The organism is Cohnella lupini, assembly GCF_003386205.1.
GTDB classification, from domain to species: domain Bacteria; phylum Bacillota; class Bacilli; order Paenibacillales; family Paenibacillaceae; genus Cohnella; species Cohnella lupini.
In genome coordinates, this window is sequence record NZ_QRDY01000043.1 from 1 (window position 1) to 24415 (window position 24415).

Here is a 24415-nt window from a genome sequence, read left to right on the forward strand (position 1 = left end):
GGAAATTATAATGGAATTTCAATTGGAGCGAAGGCTAAGGATTTTACTGCCTCAGATGCTTTAGGCAATAAAGTTACTTTGTATGATGAATTGTCCAAAGGCCCCGTAGTTTTGGTTTTTTATAGAGGGTCATGGTGCCCGTTTTGTAATATACAATTAAGAGCATACCAACAAATTCTACCTCAGATTCACGCTTTAGGTGCGCAATTAATTGCGATCAGTCCTCAAGCGCCCGATAATTCGTTATCGATAATCGAGAAGCAAAATTTAACTTATAAAGTTCTTAGTGATAGCAATGGTCTTGCTGCAGCCAAATACAATATCCTTTATGAGGTTCCCGGCTTTTTGCAAAATATGTTAGAAAATTTCGGGTTGAACTTAGCGGAATATAACAGTACAAATCGTTGGATATTGCCGGTACCCGCTACATTTATGATTGATGAGAATGCTATCGTTCGCTCTGCGTATGTAAACCCTAATTTTATGCAACGTATGGAACCGGCAGATATTTTGTACGAATTACAAAAACTGTAGTCAATAACTATTTAAGATCCCATCAACATGTCTATGTTGATGGGATCTTTTGTTAATGAATTATGTTGAAATTGATTCAATCCTTTGTAGTAGTTGAACTTGTATACGAGAGTTGCTTTCTTATTGTAACAATTACACACCTTCCCCTATAATAGTTATAATTCCTAGAAAGGTTGGAAAATAGATGAAGAAACTATGTGCTTTATGTCTAACTTTTTTCATGGTTATTTTTATTATTCCAAATCAAAGCTATGGTGCAACCGATGATGTTTATTTACCGGACTCAACAGGTGTTCAACTCAAGTGGGAGTATAAAGAGACTCCTCCCAAACGCCCATATCCCAAGCTACTCAACGCCGTAAACTATGAATCGAAATGGAAAATGGATAATTCGCTCCTATTTAACTTAGCACTAGACCAGAATGGAATACTTTATACGACTGATTCCGATGACACCCTACATGCCGTTTACCCCAATGGTAAACAAAAATGGAGCATTCGCCTGAATATGGGTTTCGACCATTCGGTTATTTATTTCAAGTTGGGACAAGACGGAACGATTTACGCTTACAGTTCGGATATTCTTGCGCAACCAAGGCTAACATCGATTTGTGCTCTATCTCCTGATGGGGAAGTAAAGTGGAAACTCCCGCCTAGCGCGATTTATAGTCAATTTAATAATAACTTCGCAGGCGATTCCGAAGGTAACTTTGTTTATTTTTCCAATGAGGGATTAGTTTCTCGAAATGCTAAGGGTGAAATCAATTGGATCAATAAGAACATAACAACCACCGACCCAGCAAAGTATTTAGAATCATTATTTCAATTATTTCAATCTACGTTATATATTGATTCGAAAGGAAATATATATGTAGATACCGCTAACGGAGAGATTATTTCTCTGGATTCTACAGGTACGGAAAGATGGCGTTCGCAACCCCAAAGCTACTTAGATAGGTTCACCCGATTTTATCCGTTTTTCTCCGAATCCGGTTTTCTTTACATGCTTACGATCGACGGATTGCACGCTCTAAATGCCAATGACGGAAGTACGGTCGAGTTTTCGAGTCCACCTGACTTTTCAGATATCCGTTCATCCGGTATGCCTATGGACGGCAAGGACGGTTTCTATATTCAGAATCAGGGGCAGATCCAAAAAATTGATTACAAGGGAAACTTGAAGTGGGCGTACTTCCCAAGAGCTACGGAAAAATACAGTATTGGACAAATGGACTCCCTAGTGACTGATGACAAAGGAAACGTATATTTCCACACGGGCGTCGGAAATATTATTAGCCTTAACGGCGAAGGGAAAGAAATATTCGTATTTCTACGAAACGCCTTCTGGCACATTATCACGGATATGGTAGTCGGAAAGAATGGGAATATCTATTCAAGCAACATGGACATCGGGCTTATCGCGTTTGGGAAGAAGCAAATTCAGGTTTATTTAGACAACTTAGCTCTTCCTCTGCCTGTAGCTCCTATTATGGATGGCAGTACTGTATTGGTTCCTTTTCGTTCCTTATTTGAAAGCCTGGGTCTAGGCGTAGGCTGGGATCCCGTTTCTAAGACCATAACCGGCACCAAAGAAGGATTAACCATTCAGATGAATATTGGCTCTAAAAATGCGTTGGTAAATGGACAAGTAAAGCAACTGCCCCTAGCCCCTAAAATCACAAGCAACTCCGCCTATGTGCCGCTTCGATTCGTAGGAGAAGCGCTTGATAAGAATTTGAGTTGGGATAGTAAAAGTTCATCGGTTAATATTGATTCGAAGTGATAAGGGCTAAGTTCTTAGTAAAAAATACATCGCCTTGGCAGACAAAGTCTTGGCGATGTATTTATAATTTGTATCTACAACGTTTTTAAGAACGGATACCTCCATTGGGGGTATCCGTTCTATCTATTCGCTGTCTTCCTCAACTGCTTATGAGTTTAACTTAAGCATGACTCTGAAATGCGTTATCGATCATCGTTTCCCTAAATTCGCTAGGGGAAATCCCTTTTATTTTCTTAAAACAACGGTTAAACGAAGAGACGCTTGAAAATCCCGAGTCGAATGCAATATCGGTTATACGCGCGTTGGGATTCAAAATCAAAGATTCCGTCCTCTTGATTCGTTCGGTAGTCAGGAAATCTATAAATGACATATTCGTAAATTTATTGAACATACGCGAGAAATGGTATTTGCTAACCCCTGCGTGATGAGCAACATCGTCGAGCGTAAGGGGGCTAGTACAGTTTTGTGAGATGTAGAGGCATGCCTCCGCCATTAACTTAGTAGACTTATAGTCCGTGCTTGCATCGCCCGAGAAGCCTTCTTTCTTCGCATTCACGCAGTATCGTCCAAGCATGACGAAAAACTCTAGAAGAAGCGAATAGATACGCACTTCATTAAACAGAGTGTCGGAATCATAGAGGGCGGGCAATTGTTTAATTAAAAAAATCATTCTATCGGCATCGATATTCGAGGGGTCATATTTAATGCAATGATACTGGTAAAACATCGAAATATTCGTATTAAATTCACTCATGATCATCAGTAAGTCGATAGGGAATTGAACGATTATAAAAGCGTTTTCATCTATATGTTCAAAAGAGTGCAAGTCGCCAGGGTAGATGATGACCAGGTCATTCGTTTTAAGAACATGTTTGGTGTAATTAATCGTTACTTCATTATTATCGTGAAGGCTTACAAGGATCTCGATAAAGGGATGCCAATGCATGATGTGGGAGAAATTGATATCGGTTTTCTTCGATACATTGATTTTCTTCCCGTTATTGAAGTTCAATCTCTCGAAATAATTATTCAAATGCATAATCGAAAACCTCCCTGCCTGGTTATATGGATGAAGTTTCGGATAGGGTTAGGCTATCATTTACGGCGTAAAAGAGCAATATTTGATAGGTTAAAAGAATGAAAACGCATACAATACGGGCAAAATGCTTTCATATCCCTATTTCTACGGGAGCAATATCTGCACTGTAAAAAAAAGATAACAAAATATGCACAGGTAATAAACCATTTTCAAAGAGCAAGTTGGATGAAAAATTGATAATTTATAGTAAGAGAAACATATTGAAATTTAGTCCTGAAGGGAGAATTCAAATGTCCGGAGTACTAGGAACGAATTTAGTGGCACAGGTTGGATTAATCGTTAAAGACGTGGAGGAAACAAAGAAAAAGTGGGCCGAGTTATTAGGCGTTGACGTTCCTCCGACGCAACCTATTGGCGACTATGCGGTTACGGGAACAGAATTTAAGGGCAAACCCGCTCCTAATGCCTATTGTTGGATGGCTTTCTTTAACGTTGGTCCGGGACTACAGCTCGAACTGATTCAGCCTAACGATGAACCTTCAACATGGAGAAACTATCTTGAGGAGAAGGGCGAGGGCATTCATCACATTGCCTTTCAAGTTAAGGATTCGAAGACTGCTATTGCAAGTGCTGAAGCCGCTGGTTTAGAGCTGGTTCAACGAGGCGTTTATGGCGATGGCAGCGGTGAATATAATTATTTCGATGCTCCGGATCTGAAATGCGTCATTGAAATCCTCGAGAGTTACAAAAAGTAAGATGAGACTGGGGACATCTTCGCCACTAAACCACAGTAGTCCAAAGGAATGGGCTATGAAACATAAAGCCTTAGGACTTGGAGCCGTAAACTTCCCGCTCTCTTACGAGAATGATGATGCGCTTATCGACGAGTATGTTAAAGAAGCCAAAAAAAACAACCTAGTGATCGCAGAGGTTGGGGTTTGGCGCAATACATTGGATTTAAACGAAGAGGCACGTAAAAAGGCCATTAAGTACGCCGTCGGGCAGCTCGAACTTGCTGATCGGATCGGTTCCCGCTGTTGCGTGAATATTATCGGCGCCAGAGGCTCTCGCTGGGACGGTGCTTATAAGGATAATTTCACGAAGGAAACGTGGGAACTGGCCGTAAAGACGATCCAGGAGATCATCGATGAGGTAAATCCTAAAAATACGTACTTTACGATCGAGTCCATGCCATGGATGTTCCCGACCGGACCAGACGAATATCTGGAGTTGCTTGAGTCTGTGAACAGAGATAGATTCGCGGTTCATATGGACATTTTTAACTGGATAACGACACCAAGAAGGTATTTCTTCAATGAGGAATTTATAGACGAATGCTTCGAGAAACTAGGCAAGCATATCAAGAGTTGCCATCTGAAAGGTGTCAAGATGGAGGACGACTATACGCTGTTCTTTAGGGAAACCAGTGCCGAGAACGGGGGGATAAATACCAAGCACCTCATCGAAAAAGGATTATCCTTTGATGAGAATATGCCGTTTATCGTAGAGCATCTTCATACGGATGAACAATATTTGAATAGCATCGCGTATATCAAGTCGCTAATGACGCTCTAAGCGTTCATTAATAGCAAGTAAATAATGAAAAGGGGGCAATAAAATGAAGAAAACAAAAGCGGTAGTTGCCGGCTTAGTAGCTTTAATGCTAATGATGACAGCTGTGCTAACAGGATGTAGCAGCAATAAAGAGATAAAAGATACTTCATCCGAAACGTCAGGCGAAGTCGTGTGGTGGGGGTGGACGCCGGGTTCCCCGACCAATGAAAAATACATCGAAGCTTTTAACAAAGAATACCCGGACATCAAGGTGACGTGGAAACAAACATCGATAGACGCTTATGACGCGGCTCTCAAACCGGCTTTGGCAAATGGCAAGGGCGTAGACGCTTTCGAGGCTTCGGCGGGTTCGGGAAATGGCGGCATCCAAACTTTCGGCGGGCAAGCCATCGACTTGACCGAAGCTGTCAAAAAGGCGTTAGGCGATGACTATAAAGACAAGCTCAACGAGGCGGCAATCACCACGATGACGGTCAACAGCCAGTTGAAAGCACTAGGCGTCGGAACGGTATATTCGGGAAATCTGTGGATCAACCAAGATCTATTCGATAAATATAACGTAAAAATCCCTACGAATCTTGACGAGTGGAAAAAAGCTTGCGAGATTTTCGAACAAAACGGGATCAATGGTTTTGTGCAAGGAGCAGGTCAAGGCGCATTTAACATCGATACGTTCCATGCAATCGCTGACAATGTAAGCACTGGTAATTTTACGAAAGCGACAAGAGGCGAAGTGCAATGGACCGATGATTCGATCGTCAAAGCGTTAGAGCTATGGAAAGGGTTGTTCGATGACGGCATTATGCAAAAAGGCGCCCTCGGTATTCAACAATATCCGGAGGCAAACAATTTATTTATGTCTCAGAAGGCTGCCATGGTTATGATGGGCTCTTGGTATACATCCAACGCTTTGCCGGACGCGATGAAGTCTGCCATGGAGTCTGCGGCTTCCACGGAAGAGCCGTTCACCATGATTCCAATTCCATTCCCCGACCTTGCAGGAACAGGCAATACGGGATCGATGTTCGGCGACTTAGACTATTCGACCGCAGTGTCGGCCAAATCGAACAATATTAAAGCCGCAACTACGTTTGCCGTTTGGCTCGGAACCTCTCAGAGCGGTCAACAGATCATTGCGGATTCCTTGAACGTCGTTCCTTCCCTGAAATCGGCAACTCCGGATTGGGACAATGTAAAGCTCGTAAATCCCGAAAAACAAAACGAACCCATCAAAGAATATCTTCAAAACGCAATGAATAGCGGCGATAACCCCCGTTTTGCGGGGATTAACGCAGACATGAACCAAGTGATGATGGATGTATTGGCCGGCGTGGCAGGAGGAACGATCACTCCTTCCGACGGCGCTGCTCAGCTTGCACAGACTCAAGCGGATAGCGAGTAGGGGATCATATTCTGATAGGGGCCTAGTTATGCTAGCGCCCCTATTATTTAGAGTTTAGGAGACCTATAAACATGGAGAAGAATAATCTATCGAGATCCACGACGATGAACGGGCTTCCGTGGATTCTTCCGGCATTTGTTTTTGTCGCAGGGCTTATCTATTATTCGATATTTTATACGTTCAAATTGTCTACATTAGATTGGAACGGGCTTGATCCCATTCAGATAACCGTAGGGATGAGCAATTACGATAAGGCGTTTTCCGATTGGATTTTCTGGAAAGCGATCAAGAACACGGCCGTATTTTTCCTGGTCACCTTTTTCATTCAAAACTTATTGGGCTTTATCTTTGCCGCCATTTTGCATTCCAACGTAAAGTTGGCGACTTTGCATAAGTGCTTGATTTTTATACCGACAATCTTAGCGCCCGCGACGATGGCGCCGGTATTTCGATTGCTGTTCTCGCCTCAGGGAATGCTTCAAGATCTATCCGACACGCTTCATTTGGGCATAACCGTCGATTGGTTGGCACAACCGGATTCGGCGCTTTACATTCTCATGATGGTTACGATTTGGCAGTTCACGGGTATGAGCTTCATTCTGTATTATGCGGCAATGAGCCAAATCGATAAAGAAATGCTTGAAGCGTCGCACCTAGACGGAGCAGGTAAATTCAGAACTTTACTGAGCATCGTATTGCCGAATTGCAAAAGCACGACGGTTTCCCTTGCCATGCTTGGGATCATCGGTTCTTTGAAAACATTCGACGTTCCTTATCTGATTACGACCGGCGGACCGAATCACGCAACGGAATTTTTAGGGACCTATATTTTCAAACAAGGTATAAGGCAGTCTCATCTTGGCTATGCGGCCGCCATATCGGTATTGCTCCTTGTACTAGCCATTTGCGGTGCCATACTGATTAACAGGATGAACAAAGGAGGCGATAAATAAGATGTTCGAAACGAGAAGTTTAAGAAGCAAAATCGTATTGCAAATCGTTCTCCTTATCCTAACGATCCCTTATGCGATTCCGCTTGTTCAAATGTTTCTCGGCTCTATCGGCGGAACGGGGTTTCTAAATTATAAGGCGGTATGGGATACGGGCGTCGTTCCGATCTATTTTAGAAACTCGCTCCTCATCTCGACCGGCGTCATTGCGCTGGTTTATATATTCAGTATGACGGCCGGCTTCGGGTTCGCCAAATTACGCATATTCGGAAAAGAAGTGTTCTTCTGGTTGATTCTAGTCGCGTTAACTTTACCTGAAGTCATTTTGTTATCCCCCTTGTTCGTAACGTTTCAAAAGTTGCATATGTTTAACACCTTTTGGGCCGTCATTCTACCTACCGCGGCATTGCAACTGCCATTTACCATTCTACTTGCCAGAAATTTTAACAGCGGCATTCCCAGCCAGTTGATGGAGGCGGCAAGAATGGACGGCGCAAACGTTTTTGCGACATTCTGGTACATTATCCTTCCGCTAACAAGACCCATTGCGGCATCGATTATCGTTTTGACGCTCATCAACTCCTGGAACACGTATCTCTTGCCGCTATTGTTCTTGCAAAGCCCGGAAATGCAGACGGTAACGCTGCTTCCGCAATACTTCCAAGGCGAGTTTACGAACGATCAGACGAAGATCTTAGCGGCAGCCGTGCTCACCGCAATTCCCGTAATCATCGTTTATTTGTTCATGCAGAAGAGTTTTGAAAAAGGCATGAGCGCCGGTGCCTTGAAATGATTAAAACAAGAGCAGAATACTACCGAATAGAAGGAGTTCACTATGCCGTTGATTCAAGTCGACTTAAATAGATCGGTGTTCGCGGATAAAGGAAAAGAAATATCGAATGCCGTTCATCATTCGTTGGTTGCGGGCTTAGGCATGGATACAACCGATCTTTTCCAAGTGTTTAGACCGCATGATGAAGGGGAAATTATTTTTTCTCCGACTTACGACAACCGCGATAGACAAGATTTAATCATCATAAGAATCACAATGGTTCAGATGTTCTCGCTTGAGCAAAAGAGAAAAACATATAAAGAACTAACAAAGAGGCTAGTCGACATCGGAATTCGGCGCGACGATATCTTAGTTTGCGTCGTGGAAAACAGCGCCGAAAATTGGTCACTCGGCGAAAGAGAAGTTTGATAGGATGGGGAAACGGTTTTAGGAGGAATGAAATTGAGAAACTCATTGGATAAACAATTGGTCGTGGTCACGGGCGCAGCGGACGGAATCGGCAGAGCGATCGCGGAACGGTTCATGAGCGAAGGCGCCGATTTAATTGTGGCTGGTCGCAATATGGAGACCTTAAAAAAAGTATTCGAGGGAAACAGTCAGGTTGTTGACATTCTACAAGTCGATGCCACGAATGTGAATGACCTAGAAAAGATAGCGGAATCCGTTAAAAAAACAGGCCGCAAATTAAAGGCCGTTCTACCGATTGTCGGTAACGGACCGCAAAGCCCGATTCCGGAAGTCACGCCCGAGCAGTTTCATTTGACCATGAACCTTAACGTTTTTTCGGCTTTTTTCACGGTGCAGAAGTTAATTCCTTATATGTCCGATAAATCTTCAATCGTTCTCATATCGTCCATTGCAGGTTTCCAGGGCGGGAAAAACTCCATTGTCTATAACGCGGCGAAAGCCGCGGTCAGGTCTATGGCGCGTTCGTTCACGGGAGAGCTTGCGGAAATGGGGATTCGAGCGAATGCGATAAGCCCTGGACCAACGGATACGAAGGCGTTTACGGAATTCGTACGCGGCGATGACGAACTGCGAAGCAATATCGTTTCGCATCTACCGATTGGACATATCGGAAAGCCTAGCGAGATTGCGGCGATTGCCTTGTTCTTGGCGTCCGACGAATCGTCTTATGTGACAGGCGCCGAAATTATTGCTGACGGCGGTTTCACCAATAGATAATCGAAAAGAAAAATAGATCATATAAAGGGAGAAAAAAAATGACATTATCATCTACGAATATCCTTAAGGTTATTGTCGTAACGGACGATTTAGAAAAAACGGTATCTGCCTATAAAACTTTGCTAGGCACAGGGAAAGAGCCTGCAGGGCATCATGCAGAGCACAAAGAGGTAAGAACACCTTATATGAAATATAAAGGTGCCGACATCACGGATACCCCAATGAAGGTAGAGAGTGTTTTCAGCGATAACTTCTGGTTTGAAATTATCCAGCCTCTAGGAAATAATGACCCCTGGGCAGCTTGGTTAAAGGAACATGGCACGTCCATTTGCTCCATTTGTTTGTTGTCGGACGGACCTTTAGAAAATGACGAAGAAACGATGAAGAATGCAGGCTTTGATTCGCTCTTTAAACAAGAAAAGGGCTATGAGGCTTATGAATACTTCGACACATCAAATGCGCTTGGCGTTTTAGTCGAGGTGAAAGAGCAGTATAAATAGGGAAAAGAGGTGGCGAATTCGTTCGTCACCTCTTTTCCTTCGCGCCGAGTGTCGATCCCGACGGAGGCGCGGGCGATCAACGCGTTTGTATTCAAAGTTGAAATACTACTATACGCCTCTCGGCTCTTACTCGTCTCCCGTAGCAATCGGATTCTCACTGTAAGAAATCCAATCGCTCCAGCTGTCTTATGCCTTAAAAAATGTTTACAATTATTTAGAACCTGCTCGGGCATTTATACATGTTTAATTATTTCTGACGAGCTTTCGATGTTAATTATAATGGCGATTAACCATGTACTCTGTTTGCAAATAGATGAACAGCAAAATATTATTCCATTGCACTATGGTAGTGGAATATTTGCGGCCCCTCGAAACTAAAGCCGATAAATCCGGCGACCTTATTACCACGTTGCACACTCTGTGGCTCCAATTCTTTGTTGCGATAAGCCGAGATCGTTTCTCCAACTCCGAGGAAGGGGTGTACCCGCAATGTGTCTCCGACTTCGCTTACGACGATATTATTTAACTTAAGGAGTCGTACTGTACTTTCCCCAATCTCTCTTTTCTTTATTAACTGATAGTCATCGCCTAATAAATCCATTCGTTTCCTTTTCCATGCCAAGTTTTGCGACATTCTTGTGCAATTTTCCTTAGACTTCTTATATCTCTCGAAAAGTCCAAATTCCATATTTTTTAAAAGAAGACTAAATTGAGTACACATCAATAAATAATGTACCTTTAATGTAGGTCTAGACTGCCGTAACAGCACTTCTTCGATCTCTTCTAAACGTGGGTTTGCGGTTCTTAAAGAAATTTCAGCCCACCATAAGTCAAGTGATTCGGATGGGCTCCTCTTTCTCAGATGATCGATTTCGCTAATTAACTCATTTAATTCCTGGGTCCTTTCCTGCGAATGGAGCGTAAAAGAAATTGCTTGTTTATATAACAACGAAATCAGTACTGATTGAGAATGGCCATCCTCGGAAATCGATCGTAATTGTACTACATCTAAATGACTTCTCAGAGTGTCTAGCCTGGATTCCAATTTAGCCAAATAATCTGACTCTGAATAATCCAAGTAAAATTTAGCTTCTCCCAATATGGCTTCCGCTTGATCCAACAGTTTCATTAGGTGAAAATCTCCATAATTTAGTATTCCTTTTCTAACGGCATTTATAATAAAGTCAATAATTGTTCCAACATACGCTCCTACGGACTGTGGCTCGGCACCACTTGGCTTTTCTAAGCTTAGCGTCCACGCTTTGTGGAACCAATTTCTTGCATTACTCAGAAGCTTAATAAACTCATCTACGCTGATCACATTGGTTAGTTTATTTTTGTACTCAATTTCTCTCTTATATGTCATACCCATCATATGGGTTAATGTCGTATCTCTTTCATTGTCCTCAAGAATTTCATTCAATTCTCTGCGCGCTTGCTCATAATCTGTCGTAAATTCATAATAATACTTTGCTAAGTGGGCCCTTAAATGAAGTTCCTCTTTGTACTTTTTCGAGCACAACTCAAATACATCTTTCAGTTGAGATGCAACGTGCGTTCTGACAAAACTAATAAAATAACTTACATCGATATAGCGATCCAATGCATTTCTTATCCGTTGCTCGCTACCGTTTAGGAGAGCATAACAAAAATGTATGGATGATTGTTTCCCAGGACCATCTACCGGTAAAGCCCTTAAGATCTCTTGCACTAGTTTACATACTTCAATCCGCCAATGCTTGCCTTCAAAATAATCAATAATTCTTTCTGCAAGCAGTGGATGACGCGCGGTATATCCAAGGCTACCTGTTTGTGTTTCCCTATAAATGAACAATTTATTTAAGTACGTTTTAATCGTTCGATCAACAAAAGCAACCTTTTCATCCACTCCAACCAGATGATTGATATTGAAAGTATTTGCGATAAAGTTAGCGGAAAAACCCCGTTTGGAAAACAAACTGCAAAGGGCTAAATTAACGAGAATCTTACGTTCATTTCGGTTTATGGCTCCCTCCAAACTTTTGGATACGTATCGATCCAGCGTTACGAAGTCCCGTTCAAACAAAGACAGCATGGTCAGGAACAATGACTTACTGCTTTCTACACTGGGAATGGGCTTATCTTGCACACTTGGAACGAAGCGACCGATTGTGGAAACTAATTGTTTGTACTCATTTTCGACTAATCGATCCTCAAGGTAAAAACTCCTTTTGGATTGGGAGTTCAAATCCTTTCTGGTGTACTCTTCGATAGACACTGCAAGGTTTAAGTTCACCGAGTTACAAAAAATACGAAGCATGACTGCCTGTATTCTATTCGCTTGGATCGAATCGAATAAAAATTCCGATTCATCCACTGAAATAAAGTCTTCATCAGCAATGATTAGAAAGCTGCGTTTGAAAGTCTCTTTTAGAACTTGTAAATGTACGATAAGATCGGGCGTATACTCCTTAATCATTACAACGGGAACCTTTTTTTTGTTGTAGATATCCCAAGCGACTCTTCTACCAATTGTAGTGGATCCTGAGGCTCTCTCTGAAACAAGGTTTAATCGATACGGATTGCCCGCTTCCAAATCCTCAATTAGTTGTCTCTCAATACGCTGTGTAACATCTCTGTTGATATCATATTTTCTGGATATCTCTGTCCAAGAAATCGTATGGCCAAAATAAAATTTCCCCAATTTATCTTCACCTTCGAGTAAATATGCCTCTGAGTGATCGTGAAGTATTTCGAGATTTCGTGATAATATATCGAAATCATGCTGCAATAATTGAATTATCTTCAGTCCGTCGTGTGGGTGATGAAAAGTAATTGATACCTCTTGTCTTGTTCGCTTACTCTCAGGCATTTGCGCAAACGCTTCAAGAGTTTGTTCGATAGACAAACCAATAAATTCTGGAGAAGGTTTGTTCCAATTCCCTTCGAATCGGGGGCCGACGATAAACGTTTTTGATCTAGGCAAGAAAGCTTTGAACTCATCAATCAACAATTTTGCTTCGGCTTCCGCAAATCCCAACAACAAAAAAGTTGGCTCATAATCATAAAATGAAAATAGTCCTTCTAGCAACGCATCTCGCTTCCGACTGTTTCTTTTATTCTTCCACTGATTTAAACCCAAGACGAAAGTATCCGCATCCGTGGAATCACCTCGCAGGTTAATCCAAGCGCATGTATCCACTCTTAAGTACCTTAAATCGTTTTCGCCCGTCAATCTCAAGTATTCTTGATCAGGGTTCAGTTCGATGGCAGTTGTATGTAAATCTATCGAGAGACCCCAGTTTAAAATTGATGACCATTTCGGTTTCAACAATAATTTTAAACTTTTAAGTAAGTCATTGTTTGAATTGATACCGCCTCGGTTGACAAAATCCATTAGAAGATTTGGTGTCGAATGTTCATTATTGACAAAAGCATAATCCAAAAGATCCAATTCGGAGTCAAATTGGATACCATTCGAGTATTGAGAGGCAATTTCATAATCGGAGAGGAATCCATAATGTTTCAATAAATTCGGACCAATCACCAGAGCGATATTATCATGATTGTTAAATATGTTCGTAAACCGTAAGTATTCGGCGAGTTTATCGATCTCTTGTTGCATCCATGGTACTGGTTTGTTCGAACTTGGTTTGTAAAGACTTATATTTTTGTGTTTCATTGCTGCCATTAAGTTATAGGACGCATACATTAAAGCGGCAATCCGTTTATTTGGATCCTTCGTTTTTCGCATGAAATTTAGGCCACTTGCCACACCTGCCAAATAAAACGGGATTTCTGCGATTTCTCTTACAGGCCTGTCGGAGAAGATGCGATGAATTGCTGAGCGAAGTTGAGGAATAGAATTAAAAATAATCATTCTGCCTTTGCCTGGTGGAATCAGGTCCGAATTAATCAAGAAATCATCGGATTGAGTTAATACCCCGCACAATTCACCCCAATATTGTTTATCGTAATCCGACGAAAAGAGTAAAAAATCCATAAGTAAGTGTAACTCAAGGTATCTTATATCATAAAATATATTAATGTCATTTTGCATTTCTCCAAAGTCTATCAAGGAGAACCCATAGGAGGAGATAATAATATTCTCGCCGTGCAAGTCCCCGTGACTAGGACCCTCGAAATCGGTAATTTGTTTATGCGCCCAATGCATATCATCTAAGAAAGCATATGGGTTGGGCAAGGTCATTCCGTGGCCTTCGAACCCAAGCCATTTATCAGTTCTAGAGATACCCAAATCTTCAAAAACTTTTTTTAATTTATCATCATTTCTCTTCCCTAGCATTTTTTTCAGAGTTGCAGCGGGTGAAACTAAAGCCACTTTATCGCTCAAAGCATTCCATCGAAAAATTAATTCTGATACTTGTGAACAAATAATTGGTAGTTCATGTGGTTGAATTGCTTCGTCTAACAACGCACCATTTAAAGTAGTACTGTGCAGCAAGGAATTTCCTGCAATTTCATACAAAATGCAGTACCACCCATTTCCTGCATCAGCAATTTCGACAATATCGGGAATAAACCTAGACGTATCTGTCCTTTTACCGATTTCTTTAGCCGTGGTATGAAATTGATACTCATCCCCTTCCTCTGACAATGGTTGCACTTTGGCAACTACCATTCGTTTTTCAGGGGTAAAAATCATGGCAAAAAAAACGGAAGCACCAGACCTCCCTGAAGTAATCCGTTTAAAAATTTGGATAGTTGCGGTTGACAAAGCCTCCATTGTTTCTGCTTCAATATTATTCAATGGTGTCTCGCTTATTACCTTTGCCATGAGAACAAACCTCCAAGCCAGAGTGTAGTAAAATTGTACCAATTTATCTTAAATGCAACAATAAAATAGTCAATAAATAATAGTTTAGAACACTAACACTCTCCCTGTACATTTCCGTGAAGAAGTAGGCAACAAAGAAACTAAAGCTAAGCGGTCTCAATACTGAAAAACAAAACTCAACGCACTGTAGAGAAAGACATATATCATGGTCAGTGAATGGAAGTCACCAAAACAATCTTTATTTCAACGTTGATTGTCTGTTGATCCCTGCGTACAAGCTCACAAATACAGGAGTCGGGGGGCAGTATCTCAATGATGGAAGTGAAAATGGCGATCTAGCTAGTTCTATAAGGACTTTAAGGGCTAGGTTGTTGACTCCGTGTTGACTTCAGAGCATAGAAAATACATCGCCGGGGCACAAAGGCCATATGGCGATGTATTTCTAGATTCAATACTAATATGAGTTTTACTGATTCTTCTCGTCCCCAACAGCCACCCCATTCCCCTCATAACTAATCCAATCGCTCCAGCTCCCCGCGTACAGCCTCACGCGGGTAAACCCAGCCTCCTCCAACGCCAACACGTTGGGAGTCGCCGTCACCCCAGAGCCGCAGTAGACGATAATCTCGTCGTCCTGCTCCAACCCCGCGAACCGCTCGCGATGCTCGTCCGCGCTCTTCCACGTGCCATCGGGCCGACGGCCCTCGGCCCAGAAAAAGTTCCTCGCGCCCGGGATATGCCCGGCCACCCGATCGATCGGCTCCGCCTCCCCGCGATAACGCGGGGCTTCGCGCGAATCCACCAGCGTAACGCCGGCTTTGCCCAGCGATTCGCGAACGTCGTCGACCTCGGCCAGCATGTTATGCTTCACGGTCGCGAGAAAACGCCCCGGGATGAGCACCTTCTGATCGGCCGTCGTAATCAACCCGGCCTTCTTCCATGCGCCGAATCCCTCTTCCAAGACGTACACCGCTTCATGGCCGAGATATTTCAGCAACCACCACAATCGCGAAGCCATCGCGCCGCCCTGATCGTCGTATGCAACGACGCGCGACTCGTTGCTTATGCCTACCTGGCTTAGCCGCGCCGCCAATTCCGCAATGTCCGGCAGCGGGTGGCGTCCACCATGCTCGCCGATCGGCGACGACAAATCCTTCTCCAGATCCAAATACACGGCTCCCGGTATATGACTCTCCTCATAAGCTTCGCGGCCGGAATTCGAATTGCCCAACTGGAATCTGCAATCTACGATGACGATATCCGGCTCATACAATCTAGCTAACAACCATTTTACAGGTACGATATTTTTCATGAGATAAGTCAGCCACCTTAGCTTAATAAATTTAATTTCTTACCTTCCCTGCTCTTACCAATCTACCCCATCTTCCACTCCCTAAGCCGTCCCGGCCCGCAACCGCTCTAGAGACCTAGCCGACAGCAGCGCCCACGCGATGACCGCAAGCATCAAGACCGCCATACCCGCGAACAACCACCGGGTAGCGTCCGCGCCGTTCTCGTCCAGAAACCATCCCGTCAGGCGAGGCATGAGCGCCCCGCCAATTCCGCCGCACGCCATCAGCAGGCTGGTCGTCCGCTCCGTCATCCCGGGCACCGCCCGATTGGCGAATACAAGCGCGATCGCGAACATGCCGGACATCGCCAGCCCCGCCAAGAAAGTGAGCACGAACGTCGCCCATACGCTTTCCAAACCGCCCATCAGTACGAAGAATACCGCAGCCGCAACGCAAGTCGCGAGCATGTAAGCCCCTCCGCCCCAACGGTCCGCCGCGTGACCGGAAACAAGCCGTCCGATAACCATCGCCCCCCAGAAAATACTCAGGGACAACGAAGCCGTCGAATCCGACAATCCGTTGTTGTTGACCAACAACGAAGGCAGGTAATGGATGAAGCTCATCTCGAACCCGACGTAGACGACGAAGAACAGCGAGCACGCAGCCAGAACAACCAAGGTCATTCCCCGATGAGGCATGCTTAATAGTCGTATTTCTTCATGGGCAGCATTCTCAAGCGGCTTCCTATCCAGAATTTTAGGCCAGAACAGGAGCCACATCACAATCGTGATCACCGTCACGACGCCCACGACCACGAACGCCAAGTCCCAATGTCCGCTCGAGATAAGCGCCGCGCCCGCGAACGGCATTAATAGCGCTCCGACTCCGAAGAACACCTCGATACGGCTCATCGCCACGTTGGCGTTGCCCAGTGCCGAGCCGATGACGAAGGATCCAACGACCGCCTCCGTCGTACCGAAACCGAATCCGGCCAAGGGTCCCACGGCAAGCATGACTCCCCAATCCGGCTGCAAAGAATAGATGCCTTGAGCGATAGCCATAATGACTAGCGCGGATAGCAATAACGTTTTCTTCCCGATTCTTCCGATCAACCACGGAGCAAGCGTGATTCCGACCATCCCGCCCAGAAACTGATTCATGACGAGCTGACCGCCGTCGCCGTACCGTACCCCGTAAGTATCAACCATAGGCTCCATTATCGTACCGACGACCAATTGTCCAAGCCCGACTGCTAAATACGCTACGCATCCCAAGAAGACTAGCCGCGCCATTCCGATATCCCCTTTTTCGCAAATCGCCATCCTTCAACCCACTTATCATAACACGACCGCAAATGAAAGAGGCACTCCCGGGCCAGAAAACCATCCCATAACCACCCTCAGATAAGGAATGAAGGCGGTAAACATGGAAATGACCTATTAAGGGATGATGCTCCTTTAATAGGTCATTTCTATGGATTTGTTGTATATGTTTCTTGCATCTCACCCTTTTAAGGCTCCGATCATAACTCCTTTTACGAAGAATCGTTGGATAAACGGATAGACGCATAGAATCGGGAACGTAGCTACAACAATCGTTGCGTACTTGATCGTTGCTCCGATCTGAACCTGCTCCCCGACGGCCGCACCGGAAGTAATCGTATCCGTCGAGCTAAGAATCAGGATTTCCCTTAGGAAAATTTGCAGCGGGAACAAGTTATGGTCTTGAATGAAGATAGACGCATAGAACCAACCATTCCACTTTTCCACCGCGTAATATAGCCCCATAACCGCAAGCACGGGAAGCGACAATGGAACGATGATGCGGAAGAGGATAACGAAGTGATTAGCCCCGTCGATCTTAGCCGATTCCTCCAGACTGTCCGGCACCGACTTGAAGGAGGTTCTCATGATAATCAGGTTAAAGGTCGATACGGCAAAGGGCAATATCGTCGACCATAGGGTATTGGATAAACCCACTCCCTTAACGACCAAGTACAGAGGAACAAGCCCTCCGCTGAAAAACATAGTGAAAGTGATCATCATCATGAAGAAATTGTTCCACATGACGTTTTTTCGCGAGAGCACGTAGGCACCTAGTGCAGTAATCAACAGGTTTAACGAAACGCCTACGACGACGATAAACAGGGTGTTCCGATAGCCGATATAGACGCTTGGATTAGTAAACACCATCTTATAGGCTTCAAGGTTAAAGCCGAGCGGCTTCCACATTAGTCCCCTGTGAGCAATAATTTCATTCGGATTGCTGAAGGAAGCGAATATGACATGCAGAAGCGGATATAGCGTAACGATAATTAATAGAAACAGCACGAAGTAGATGAAATACAAAGATATTCTTTCGCCATAACCCACTCTCACATCAGTACCTCCCGACGGACGGTCGACGCCGACGCGCCCTTTGCGCTTACCATAGACTGTTGTTGCTGACTCGTTTGCTGATCCAGTTGGCTAAGACGAGCAGGGTTAGATTAATAAGGGAATTAAACACGCCAACCGCGGTGCTGTAACTCCAGCTGAATTCGAGTAGCCCTTTCCGATAGACGAAGGAAGAAATAACGTCAGCCTTGTCGTAAATGACCGGATTATAGAGCAGGATGATTTTCTCGAACCCGACATTGAGCAAATTACCCATCCGTAGAATGAACAAAATTACGATCGTCGGCAAGATGCCCGGAAGAGTGACATACCACATTTGCTTGAGCCGTCCAGCCCCGTCGATCCGAGCCGCTTCATATTGCTCTTGATCGATGGCCATCAGCGCGGCAAGATAAATGATCGATTCCCAGCCTATTTTTTGCCAGATTTCCGACAGAATATAGAGAGGACGGAAGAGTCCGGATTGCTGCAACATGGAGGTTCCGTCTCCGCCGAAATAGGAGTACAAGGTGTTAACCACGCCGCCGCTATCCGTGAAATCCCTTATCAATCCGGCGATTACGATCATGGATATGAAATAGGGCATATAAGTAACGGTCTGTACGAGATTCCTATACCGTCTGCTGCGAACCTCGTTAATCATCAACGCCAACAGGATCGGTGCGGGAAATTCAAACAAAAGCGAATAGACGCTGATGATGACGGTATTCTTCAGCACCCGCAGGAAATAGTAACTATCGAAAAATGCTTTAAAGTGTTCCAGGCCCGCCCACGGGCTGCCCATGATACCCTTCAAAGGCGAGTAGTCCTTGAAGGCAATGAGCACGCCGTACATCGGAGCATATTGAAATACGGCATAATAAGCGACAACGGGAAGCATCATTAAATACAAGTACTTGTTCGTAATGAAATCTCGAAAGAGCCTTCCGCTAAAGGTTGCTTTATTCATGAATCACCATTCCTTATCGGAGAAGGGCGAAGCCTGATGGCTCCGTCCCCCCTAACACTTCTATTTCTAGCGTTTGTTGTACCGATCCAATGCAGCCTGCTGAATTTCGATCGCGCGATCGATTTTCAGAGACTTCAACTTTTCCATGTACCCGTCGTAAGCGTCCACTTTCTCGTTGCCGAGAATGATCTTAAGCGTCATTTCGTCGATTAACGTGTTCACGTCGTTCATGATTTGCGCAAGCTCGGAGGCTTCCTCGGGCGTTGGCGTTACTTGAGGAATTTTGTATTTATCGACATCCGTCTTCGTCCAAACTTCTAGCGCGGATTGCTGCTCCGGAAGAGTCAGGTACTGCTTGATGTATCTCTTATCCTGAACGAACGGACCGCCGTAATTAGCGCGAATATACAGAGACATTGCTTGCGAAGGCGACAGCTTCTCCGGGTTATTCATCAAGAGATCCGTATAAGTAGGAAGATCGCCTTTCATTTCGTAACTAAGTCCTTCTTGCCCGAAATTGAAATACATATGTCCTTCATCGCTATACCCGTAGTCCAGCAAACGAGCGGCAAGCTCAACATTCTTGGCCTTCGAAGTAATAGCGACGTTAGTTCCCGTGGTGTATATCGGATCTTTCTGTCCGAATTTCGGTATGTCTCCCTTATTGATAACCGGATAAGGCGCGGCGGTTAGCTTCGCCTTCGGATCGTTCTCGACCAATAACGGCGTCCACTTCCCGATCCCGCTACCGGAATTATGGACGGTTGCCCCGGTTGCGCCTGTAGTGATGTTGGCATCCAACGCCTTGCCGTCTACATTGGCGATGTTCTTATCGAGCAGACCCTCGTCATACCAATTGTGAAATGTGTTCAGGAAGTCCTTATACCCAGATTGCATCGGGCCGTACTTCACGACGCCATCTTCTTGATACCACACTCGGCTTGCATTGAATGCTCCTACGAACGCTCCTTCATTAAGAAAGCTCATTTGAAACGACAATGGAGCCGTTGCGCCTTTTTGCTCCTTGAACGCCTTGAGAACGGTATGCCATTCGTCGATCGTTTCCGGAGTTTGCAGACCGAGCTCTTCCAGCCAATCTCCGCGCACTATCGGTCCTTGATAGACCTGCAGCAAGGGGTCCCCGCGTAAGAACGGAAACGTATAGTAGCTTCCGTTATCCGTTTTTAGCATTTTATCGATTTCCGGATGCTCTTGCAGATACTTTTTGAGATTAGGCGCATATTTGTCGATCGCGTCATTTAATCTCAGAATGTAGCCATCTGCTATCGCCTTCTCCGGGCCGCCCGGGAAGTTAAACCAGTCATATTCGATCATGTCCGGCAAGTCGCCGGATGCCAGAAGGATGTTAAGCGCGTCCTTCGATTGCCCTGCGGGCGGACTAGTGAATTTGAGCGGTACGCCGGTACGCTTCTGCCACTCCTGGAAGAAAGGAACCTCGTCTATCGTCGATTTGGTCGTGTTATATTCCGCCCAATAAGTCAACGTTTGGTCCGTTGTAATAGGATAGGATACCGACGCGCCTTCTTGAGAAGCTGGTTCCGAGCTACTTCCTCCGGATGAGGCCGCCGAATTCGCGCCGTTATTATTGCCCGAGCACCCAGCGATCAACAGCATGACTGCGGTAAGCGCTGTTACTACGAGCTTTGTTCTATGTGCGGATATTCCCCTCATAATGCATGTAACCTCCCGATTCTATTTATCCCGTTTGAAGTTTGAGACGTCTCACTACCGATTATGCTGTGGAAACAAGCACCTGAGAATCGTCAACAACGCAAATCCGATCGTCTAAATCACGTTTAGCATCGACTTTTTCCCGAATCCCATACGCAATATCACGAATATCGTATCGCATGAACAAAAAAAAGAGATTTCCGGCGCTTGCCTCCCGGAATGCTCTCTTAATCGTAGCTATATCATTTTCTGGTACTGGCCTGGCGTAACTCCTTCATATTTCTTGAAGGTTCGAATGAACGTATTGATATCGTGAAAGCCGACCTGGCCGGATATCGATTTGATGCTATTGCTTTGATCTTTCAGAAGCGTCTTGGCATACTCCATTCTGTAATGGTTGATCGTATCCAATAGCCCTTTCCCCGTCTGGTCCTTGAACAGCTTCGATAGATAGGTAGGCGTCATTCCGAATCGTTCGCCGATCATGGAAATATTCAAGTTCGCTTCCGTATAATTGTTCGATATGAATGCGACGATGTCGGCGCTTCTAGCTTCAAGCGCTTGATTGCGGGTCGAATTCAACTGCTGCTTCTGCTTAAGCGAAGCGTATTCGCATACCTCCCGTGCTGCTGAAGATAACTGGAGCTCCATCTCCTTAATGGATTCGCAAGCCATCAGCTCCGCGATTCGCATCGAATTGTTCATGAAGGAGCTTTCCTCTACATTGCCGATCTCTCCGATCGCCTTGATTAGAGTGCTAGTTAAGTTAAACATCAAGCACTTGACGAGCTCCACGGAAATGATGGACTGTCCCATGTTCTTCGCTATAATATCCCGAATAATCGATTCGGCTGTCTTGGCATCCCCTGATTTAAGATGATTAATAAGCTGCTGTTCGATCTGAATGGGATAATAATAGCTGGTTTGTAGATGATTCGATTCGTCTCTATGAAGTTCTTCATAAGTGACGATTCCCGAATCTCCGACTACGATCATATACTCCATGGCGTCCACCGCCTCTCGATAAGCCTGCGGGATATCATCAATCGAGGTCTTAATATCACTGATCGACGCAAGGGTCCGAATGTTAAACTTCTCGCTTAGGAATTGTCGAGCCTGTTCAGCCAGCGCTTTGATATCCTCCCGCTGCTGCTCGCGGCTTCCCTCTTTGAAGTTAATCAGACAGGCCATATTGTCATCGATCTCGCAGACGAATCCGCCATGTTTCTCCTTGGCTAGATCCTCCACGATATTCGAAACGATGAATTGCATCAGACGCGGCTTGTCCATGACGGATACCGTCTCCATATGTTCGAAAAACCTTTCATAATCCATATAGAAGAGAATGACCGCGAATTGATCCGAGTGGAAGCGGACATCGAAAGTCGCGAGCGATTCGTCTAATGCTATCGAAGTACCTACCTTGCCCTTTAATATTCGGACAAGCATATTGGAACGCAGCATATTCGATTGCTGCTTCATTCGCATTTGAATTTGTTCTTTTTCGTTTAACGTATCGGATATCGCCTTCTGAATATGCAAGAACTCATTACCTTCGGATTCCGGAGACGTTTTCTCCCCGGCTCTGAGCAATTGAAGCAATCGCTGAATCGGACTATAGTTCCGAAGCAGGAAGACGATCGAAAGACATACTCCGCCAATCAAACTAACAAGCATGCCGATGTACGTGATGCTTCTCAGATAGTATGTCTTCTGCCAGACCAGAGAGCTAGGTACGACAGTCACATAGGTTAACTCCGAATTGTCGGATTTGATATACATGAACTCTGAATGTTTTCCTTCGTAATCGTCGAAGTAAGATCCGTAATCGTCCGCGAAGGCTAGGTCGGATAAGTATAATGGTTCCATACTCTTATCCGTGGACAAGAGCACCTGCTTGTCTTGATTCAGAACGAATACTTGACCGCTACTGAAATCCTGAACGTTGCGGATCGTTTCCATCAGCCTGGAGGTATCGAGCAGCACGACCGTCGCTCCCGGCGAACTCTCCAGCCTCTCTCCCGGAAAAGAATGGATGTAGGCGAGCGTGCTTACGGAAGGATCCTTATTCTCAAGCTTGATGAAATGCCCCGTGTTCTTCTTCTGCATCAGATTGAGCCAGATTTCGTAAGAGATCGTTTCGTTCTCATGGATAGTGTCGTACGCTAACCTGCTCGTCCGATATACACCCGGCTCGAAGACGAGGTCCTGATCCTTCCAATAGATATAATAGTTTTTAATGGCAGGATATAGCGACTGGTAGATGGCCATTTCTTTAACGGCCAGATGTAGATTATAGAGTTCCGGATTCAGGCTTCCCGGTTTTTTGTACAGGCTTGAGAACATAAAGCCGCGAATGCGTACATTCCATGTTAACTCCGTTGTCAGCCGTTCGACGTTCTGGACTTGATTGTCTATGACCTCCCTGACTTCCTTCAACAAAACGTTGTTCGCCCGGTGAATTTCACTCTTTAATGTCTCTTGAGATTGATAGTAGACAAATACGCTGATCAGGATCGGCACGGTTAATATCGCCAGATAGGACAACAGCCATGTAAGAATCACGCTTCTACGCCTCACAAGGAACCGCTTCCACATTAAACCTTGCCTCCTCTTGAACATTATCCAAACCTGCTTCATCCATGGTACACAACATTTAAACATATTTCGACAGGATTTTTGAGAAAGTACGTGAAGCTATTGGGATTCAATTCGAGTGTGACAAAGTTACGGTTAAGTGTAATTTGATTTTGTTATTATCGTTCTCAGAAGCCCAATAAAAATCAAACTAATCCGGAGGTTATAATCATGAACTTGAAAAACAAAATGGTCGTTGCATCTTTAGTTGCCTCGTTGGCGTTACTCAGCTTGAATATCAGCAATCCGGTTCACGCCGCTCAAAAAACGGAAAAAGGTTCTTCTCTCGTTTCGGTACGTGATACCCTAGTCAATCAGTATCAAATCGTTTCCAGCCGCATTACGCTCAACAAGGTTAACGGTTATGTACAAGTGGACGGTTTGGATGTTTTCAAGCCGAAATCAACCATCAAGGGCCGTTCGTATGACACCGTGGACGCGCTTAAAGCAGTTGGAGAAAAAGAATCCATACGGCATCCGCTGACCTTCGTACTCGTTCACGGCGCTTGGGCCGACAGCAGCTACTTTAATGGAGTGGCCGAAGCACTTCGCGACATGGGATACGCCGTCTATACGCCGGAATATGCAGGGCATGGCGCGAATGCAGCCCAGAATGTGACTCACGAACAAATCACAACCTCGGTCGTCGATTATATCAAAGAGAAAAACCTTCACGATATTGTCCTTCTCGGACATAGCTTCGGCGGTACCGTCGTGGAGAAGGCCGCTGAACAAATTCCCGATCGCATCAAACGTTTGGTATTCTTCGATGCTTTCGTCCCGCAAGACGGCGAAAGCGTGGTGGATCAGTTCCCTGCTCCCATTCAAGAGCTTTTCAAGCAGCTTAGAAGCACGTCGACAGACGATACGATCGCTCTTCCCTTTCCGATCTTTCGCGATACGTTAGCCAA

At 44.8% G+C, this 24415-nt stretch carries 19 protein-coding genes; 11 read left to right on the forward strand and 8 right to left on the reverse strand.

The features are described 5' to 3' along the window. Positions 1-534: peroxiredoxin-like family protein (locus tag DFP95_RS28035; RefSeq protein ID WP_147304238.1), on the forward strand; the 534-nt coding region annotated here is incomplete at its 5' end. A 184-nt stretch (positions 535-718) separates the two neighbouring features. Further along, positions 719-2317 (forward strand): stalk domain-containing protein, encoded by a 1599-nt coding sequence (locus DFP95_RS28040; protein WP_115995986.1) that lies wholly within the window; start codon positions 719-721, stop codon positions 2315-2317. A gap of 160 nt (positions 2318-2477) precedes the next feature. On the opposite strand, the gene DFP95_RS28045 is transcribed toward DFP95_RS28040, so the two are convergent. Continuing rightward, complete coding sequence (locus DFP95_RS28045; protein WP_115995987.1) at positions 2478-3356, reverse strand: AraC family transcriptional regulator; 879 nt, start codon at positions 3354-3356, stop codon at positions 2478-2480. A 290-nt stretch (positions 3357-3646) separates the two neighbouring features. Between DFP95_RS28045 and DFP95_RS28050 the strand changes: the two genes are divergently transcribed. The 8 genes from DFP95_RS28050 (at position 3647) to DFP95_RS28085 (ending at position 9761) form a co-directional block, all read left to right on the forward strand. Then, positions 3647-4111, forward strand: a complete 465-nt coding sequence (locus tag DFP95_RS28050) for a VOC family protein (protein WP_115995988.1) — start codon at positions 3647-3649, stop codon at positions 4109-4111. Between the two features lie 55 nt (positions 4112-4166). Continuing rightward, positions 4167-4931 (forward strand): sugar phosphate isomerase/epimerase family protein, encoded by a 765-nt coding sequence (locus tag DFP95_RS28055; protein WP_220376486.1) that lies wholly within the window; start codon positions 4167-4169, stop codon positions 4929-4931. A gap of 43 nt (positions 4932-4974) precedes the next feature. After that, positions 4975-6333, forward strand: a complete 1359-nt coding sequence (locus tag DFP95_RS28060; RefSeq protein ID WP_115995990.1) for an ABC transporter substrate-binding protein — start codon at positions 4975-4977, stop codon at positions 6331-6333. Positions 6334-6404: 71 nt separating this feature from the next. Further along, on the forward strand, positions 6405-7286 hold the full coding sequence (locus DFP95_RS28065) for a carbohydrate ABC transporter permease (RefSeq protein WP_115995991.1): 882 nt from the start codon (positions 6405-6407) through the stop codon (positions 7284-7286). Position 7287: 1 nt separating this feature from the next. Next, on the forward strand, positions 7288-8076 hold the full coding sequence (locus DFP95_RS28070) for a carbohydrate ABC transporter permease (RefSeq protein WP_115995992.1): 789 nt from the start codon (positions 7288-7290) through the stop codon (positions 8074-8076). 42 nt (positions 8077-8118) lie between these two features. Next, the gene (locus DFP95_RS28075) at positions 8119-8484 is read left to right on the forward strand and encodes a tautomerase family protein (RefSeq protein WP_115995993.1); all 366 of its coding nucleotides are present in this window, start codon (positions 8119-8121) and stop codon (positions 8482-8484) included. 33 nt (positions 8485-8517) lie between these two features. Then, positions 8518-9261 carry an SDR family NAD(P)-dependent oxidoreductase gene (locus DFP95_RS28080; protein ID WP_181907646.1) on the forward strand — a complete coding sequence of 248 codons (744 nt, stop codon included), beginning with the start codon at positions 8518-8520 and terminating at the stop codon, positions 9259-9261. Between the two features lie 38 nt (positions 9262-9299). Next, a complete protein-coding gene (locus DFP95_RS28085) occupies positions 9300-9761 on the forward strand; it encodes a VOC family protein (RefSeq protein ID WP_115995995.1) in 462 nt (153 codons plus the stop codon). Between the two features lie 328 nt (positions 9762-10089). On the opposite strand, the gene DFP95_RS28090 is transcribed toward DFP95_RS28085, so the two are convergent. The 7 genes from DFP95_RS28090 to DFP95_RS28120 form a co-directional block, all read right to left on the reverse strand. Continuing rightward, positions 10090-14538, reverse strand: coding sequence for a P-loop NTPase (locus tag DFP95_RS28090; RefSeq protein ID WP_115995996.1), 4449 nt, complete (start codon positions 14536-14538; stop codon positions 10090-10092). A gap of 466 nt (positions 14539-15004) precedes the next feature. Next, positions 15005-15850 carry a sulfurtransferase gene (locus tag DFP95_RS28095; protein WP_115995997.1) on the reverse strand — a complete coding sequence of 282 codons (846 nt, stop codon included), beginning with the start codon at positions 15848-15850 and terminating at the stop codon, positions 15005-15007. An 81-nt stretch (positions 15851-15931) separates the two neighbouring features. After that, positions 15932-17122, reverse strand: a complete 1191-nt coding sequence (locus DFP95_RS28100) for an MFS transporter (protein WP_115996002.1) — start codon at positions 17120-17122, stop codon at positions 15932-15934. A gap of 210 nt (positions 17123-17332) precedes the next feature. Beyond that, positions 17333-18208 carry a carbohydrate ABC transporter permease gene (locus DFP95_RS28105; protein ID WP_115995998.1) on the reverse strand — a complete coding sequence of 292 codons (876 nt, stop codon included), beginning with the start codon at positions 18206-18208 and terminating at the stop codon, positions 17333-17335. A gap of 46 nt (positions 18209-18254) precedes the next feature. Then, positions 18255-19175, reverse strand: a complete 921-nt coding sequence (locus DFP95_RS28110) for an ABC transporter permease (RefSeq protein WP_115995999.1) — start codon at positions 19173-19175, stop codon at positions 18255-18257. Between the two features lie 66 nt (positions 19176-19241). Then, positions 19242-20867 (reverse strand): type 2 periplasmic-binding domain-containing protein, encoded by a 1626-nt coding sequence (locus tag DFP95_RS28115; protein WP_115996000.1) that lies wholly within the window; start codon positions 20865-20867, stop codon positions 19242-19244. A gap of 237 nt (positions 20868-21104) precedes the next feature. After that, positions 21105-23465: a helix-turn-helix domain-containing protein gene (locus DFP95_RS28120; RefSeq protein ID WP_181907647.1), complete on the reverse strand. Its 2361-nt coding sequence runs from the start codon at positions 23463-23465 to the stop codon at positions 21105-21107. A 210-nt stretch (positions 23466-23675) separates the two neighbouring features. Here DFP95_RS28120 and DFP95_RS28125 point away from each other — a divergent pair. Further along, the coding region (locus DFP95_RS28125; protein ID WP_245988033.1) for an alpha/beta hydrolase at positions 23676-24415 on the forward strand (740 nt) is incomplete at its 3' end.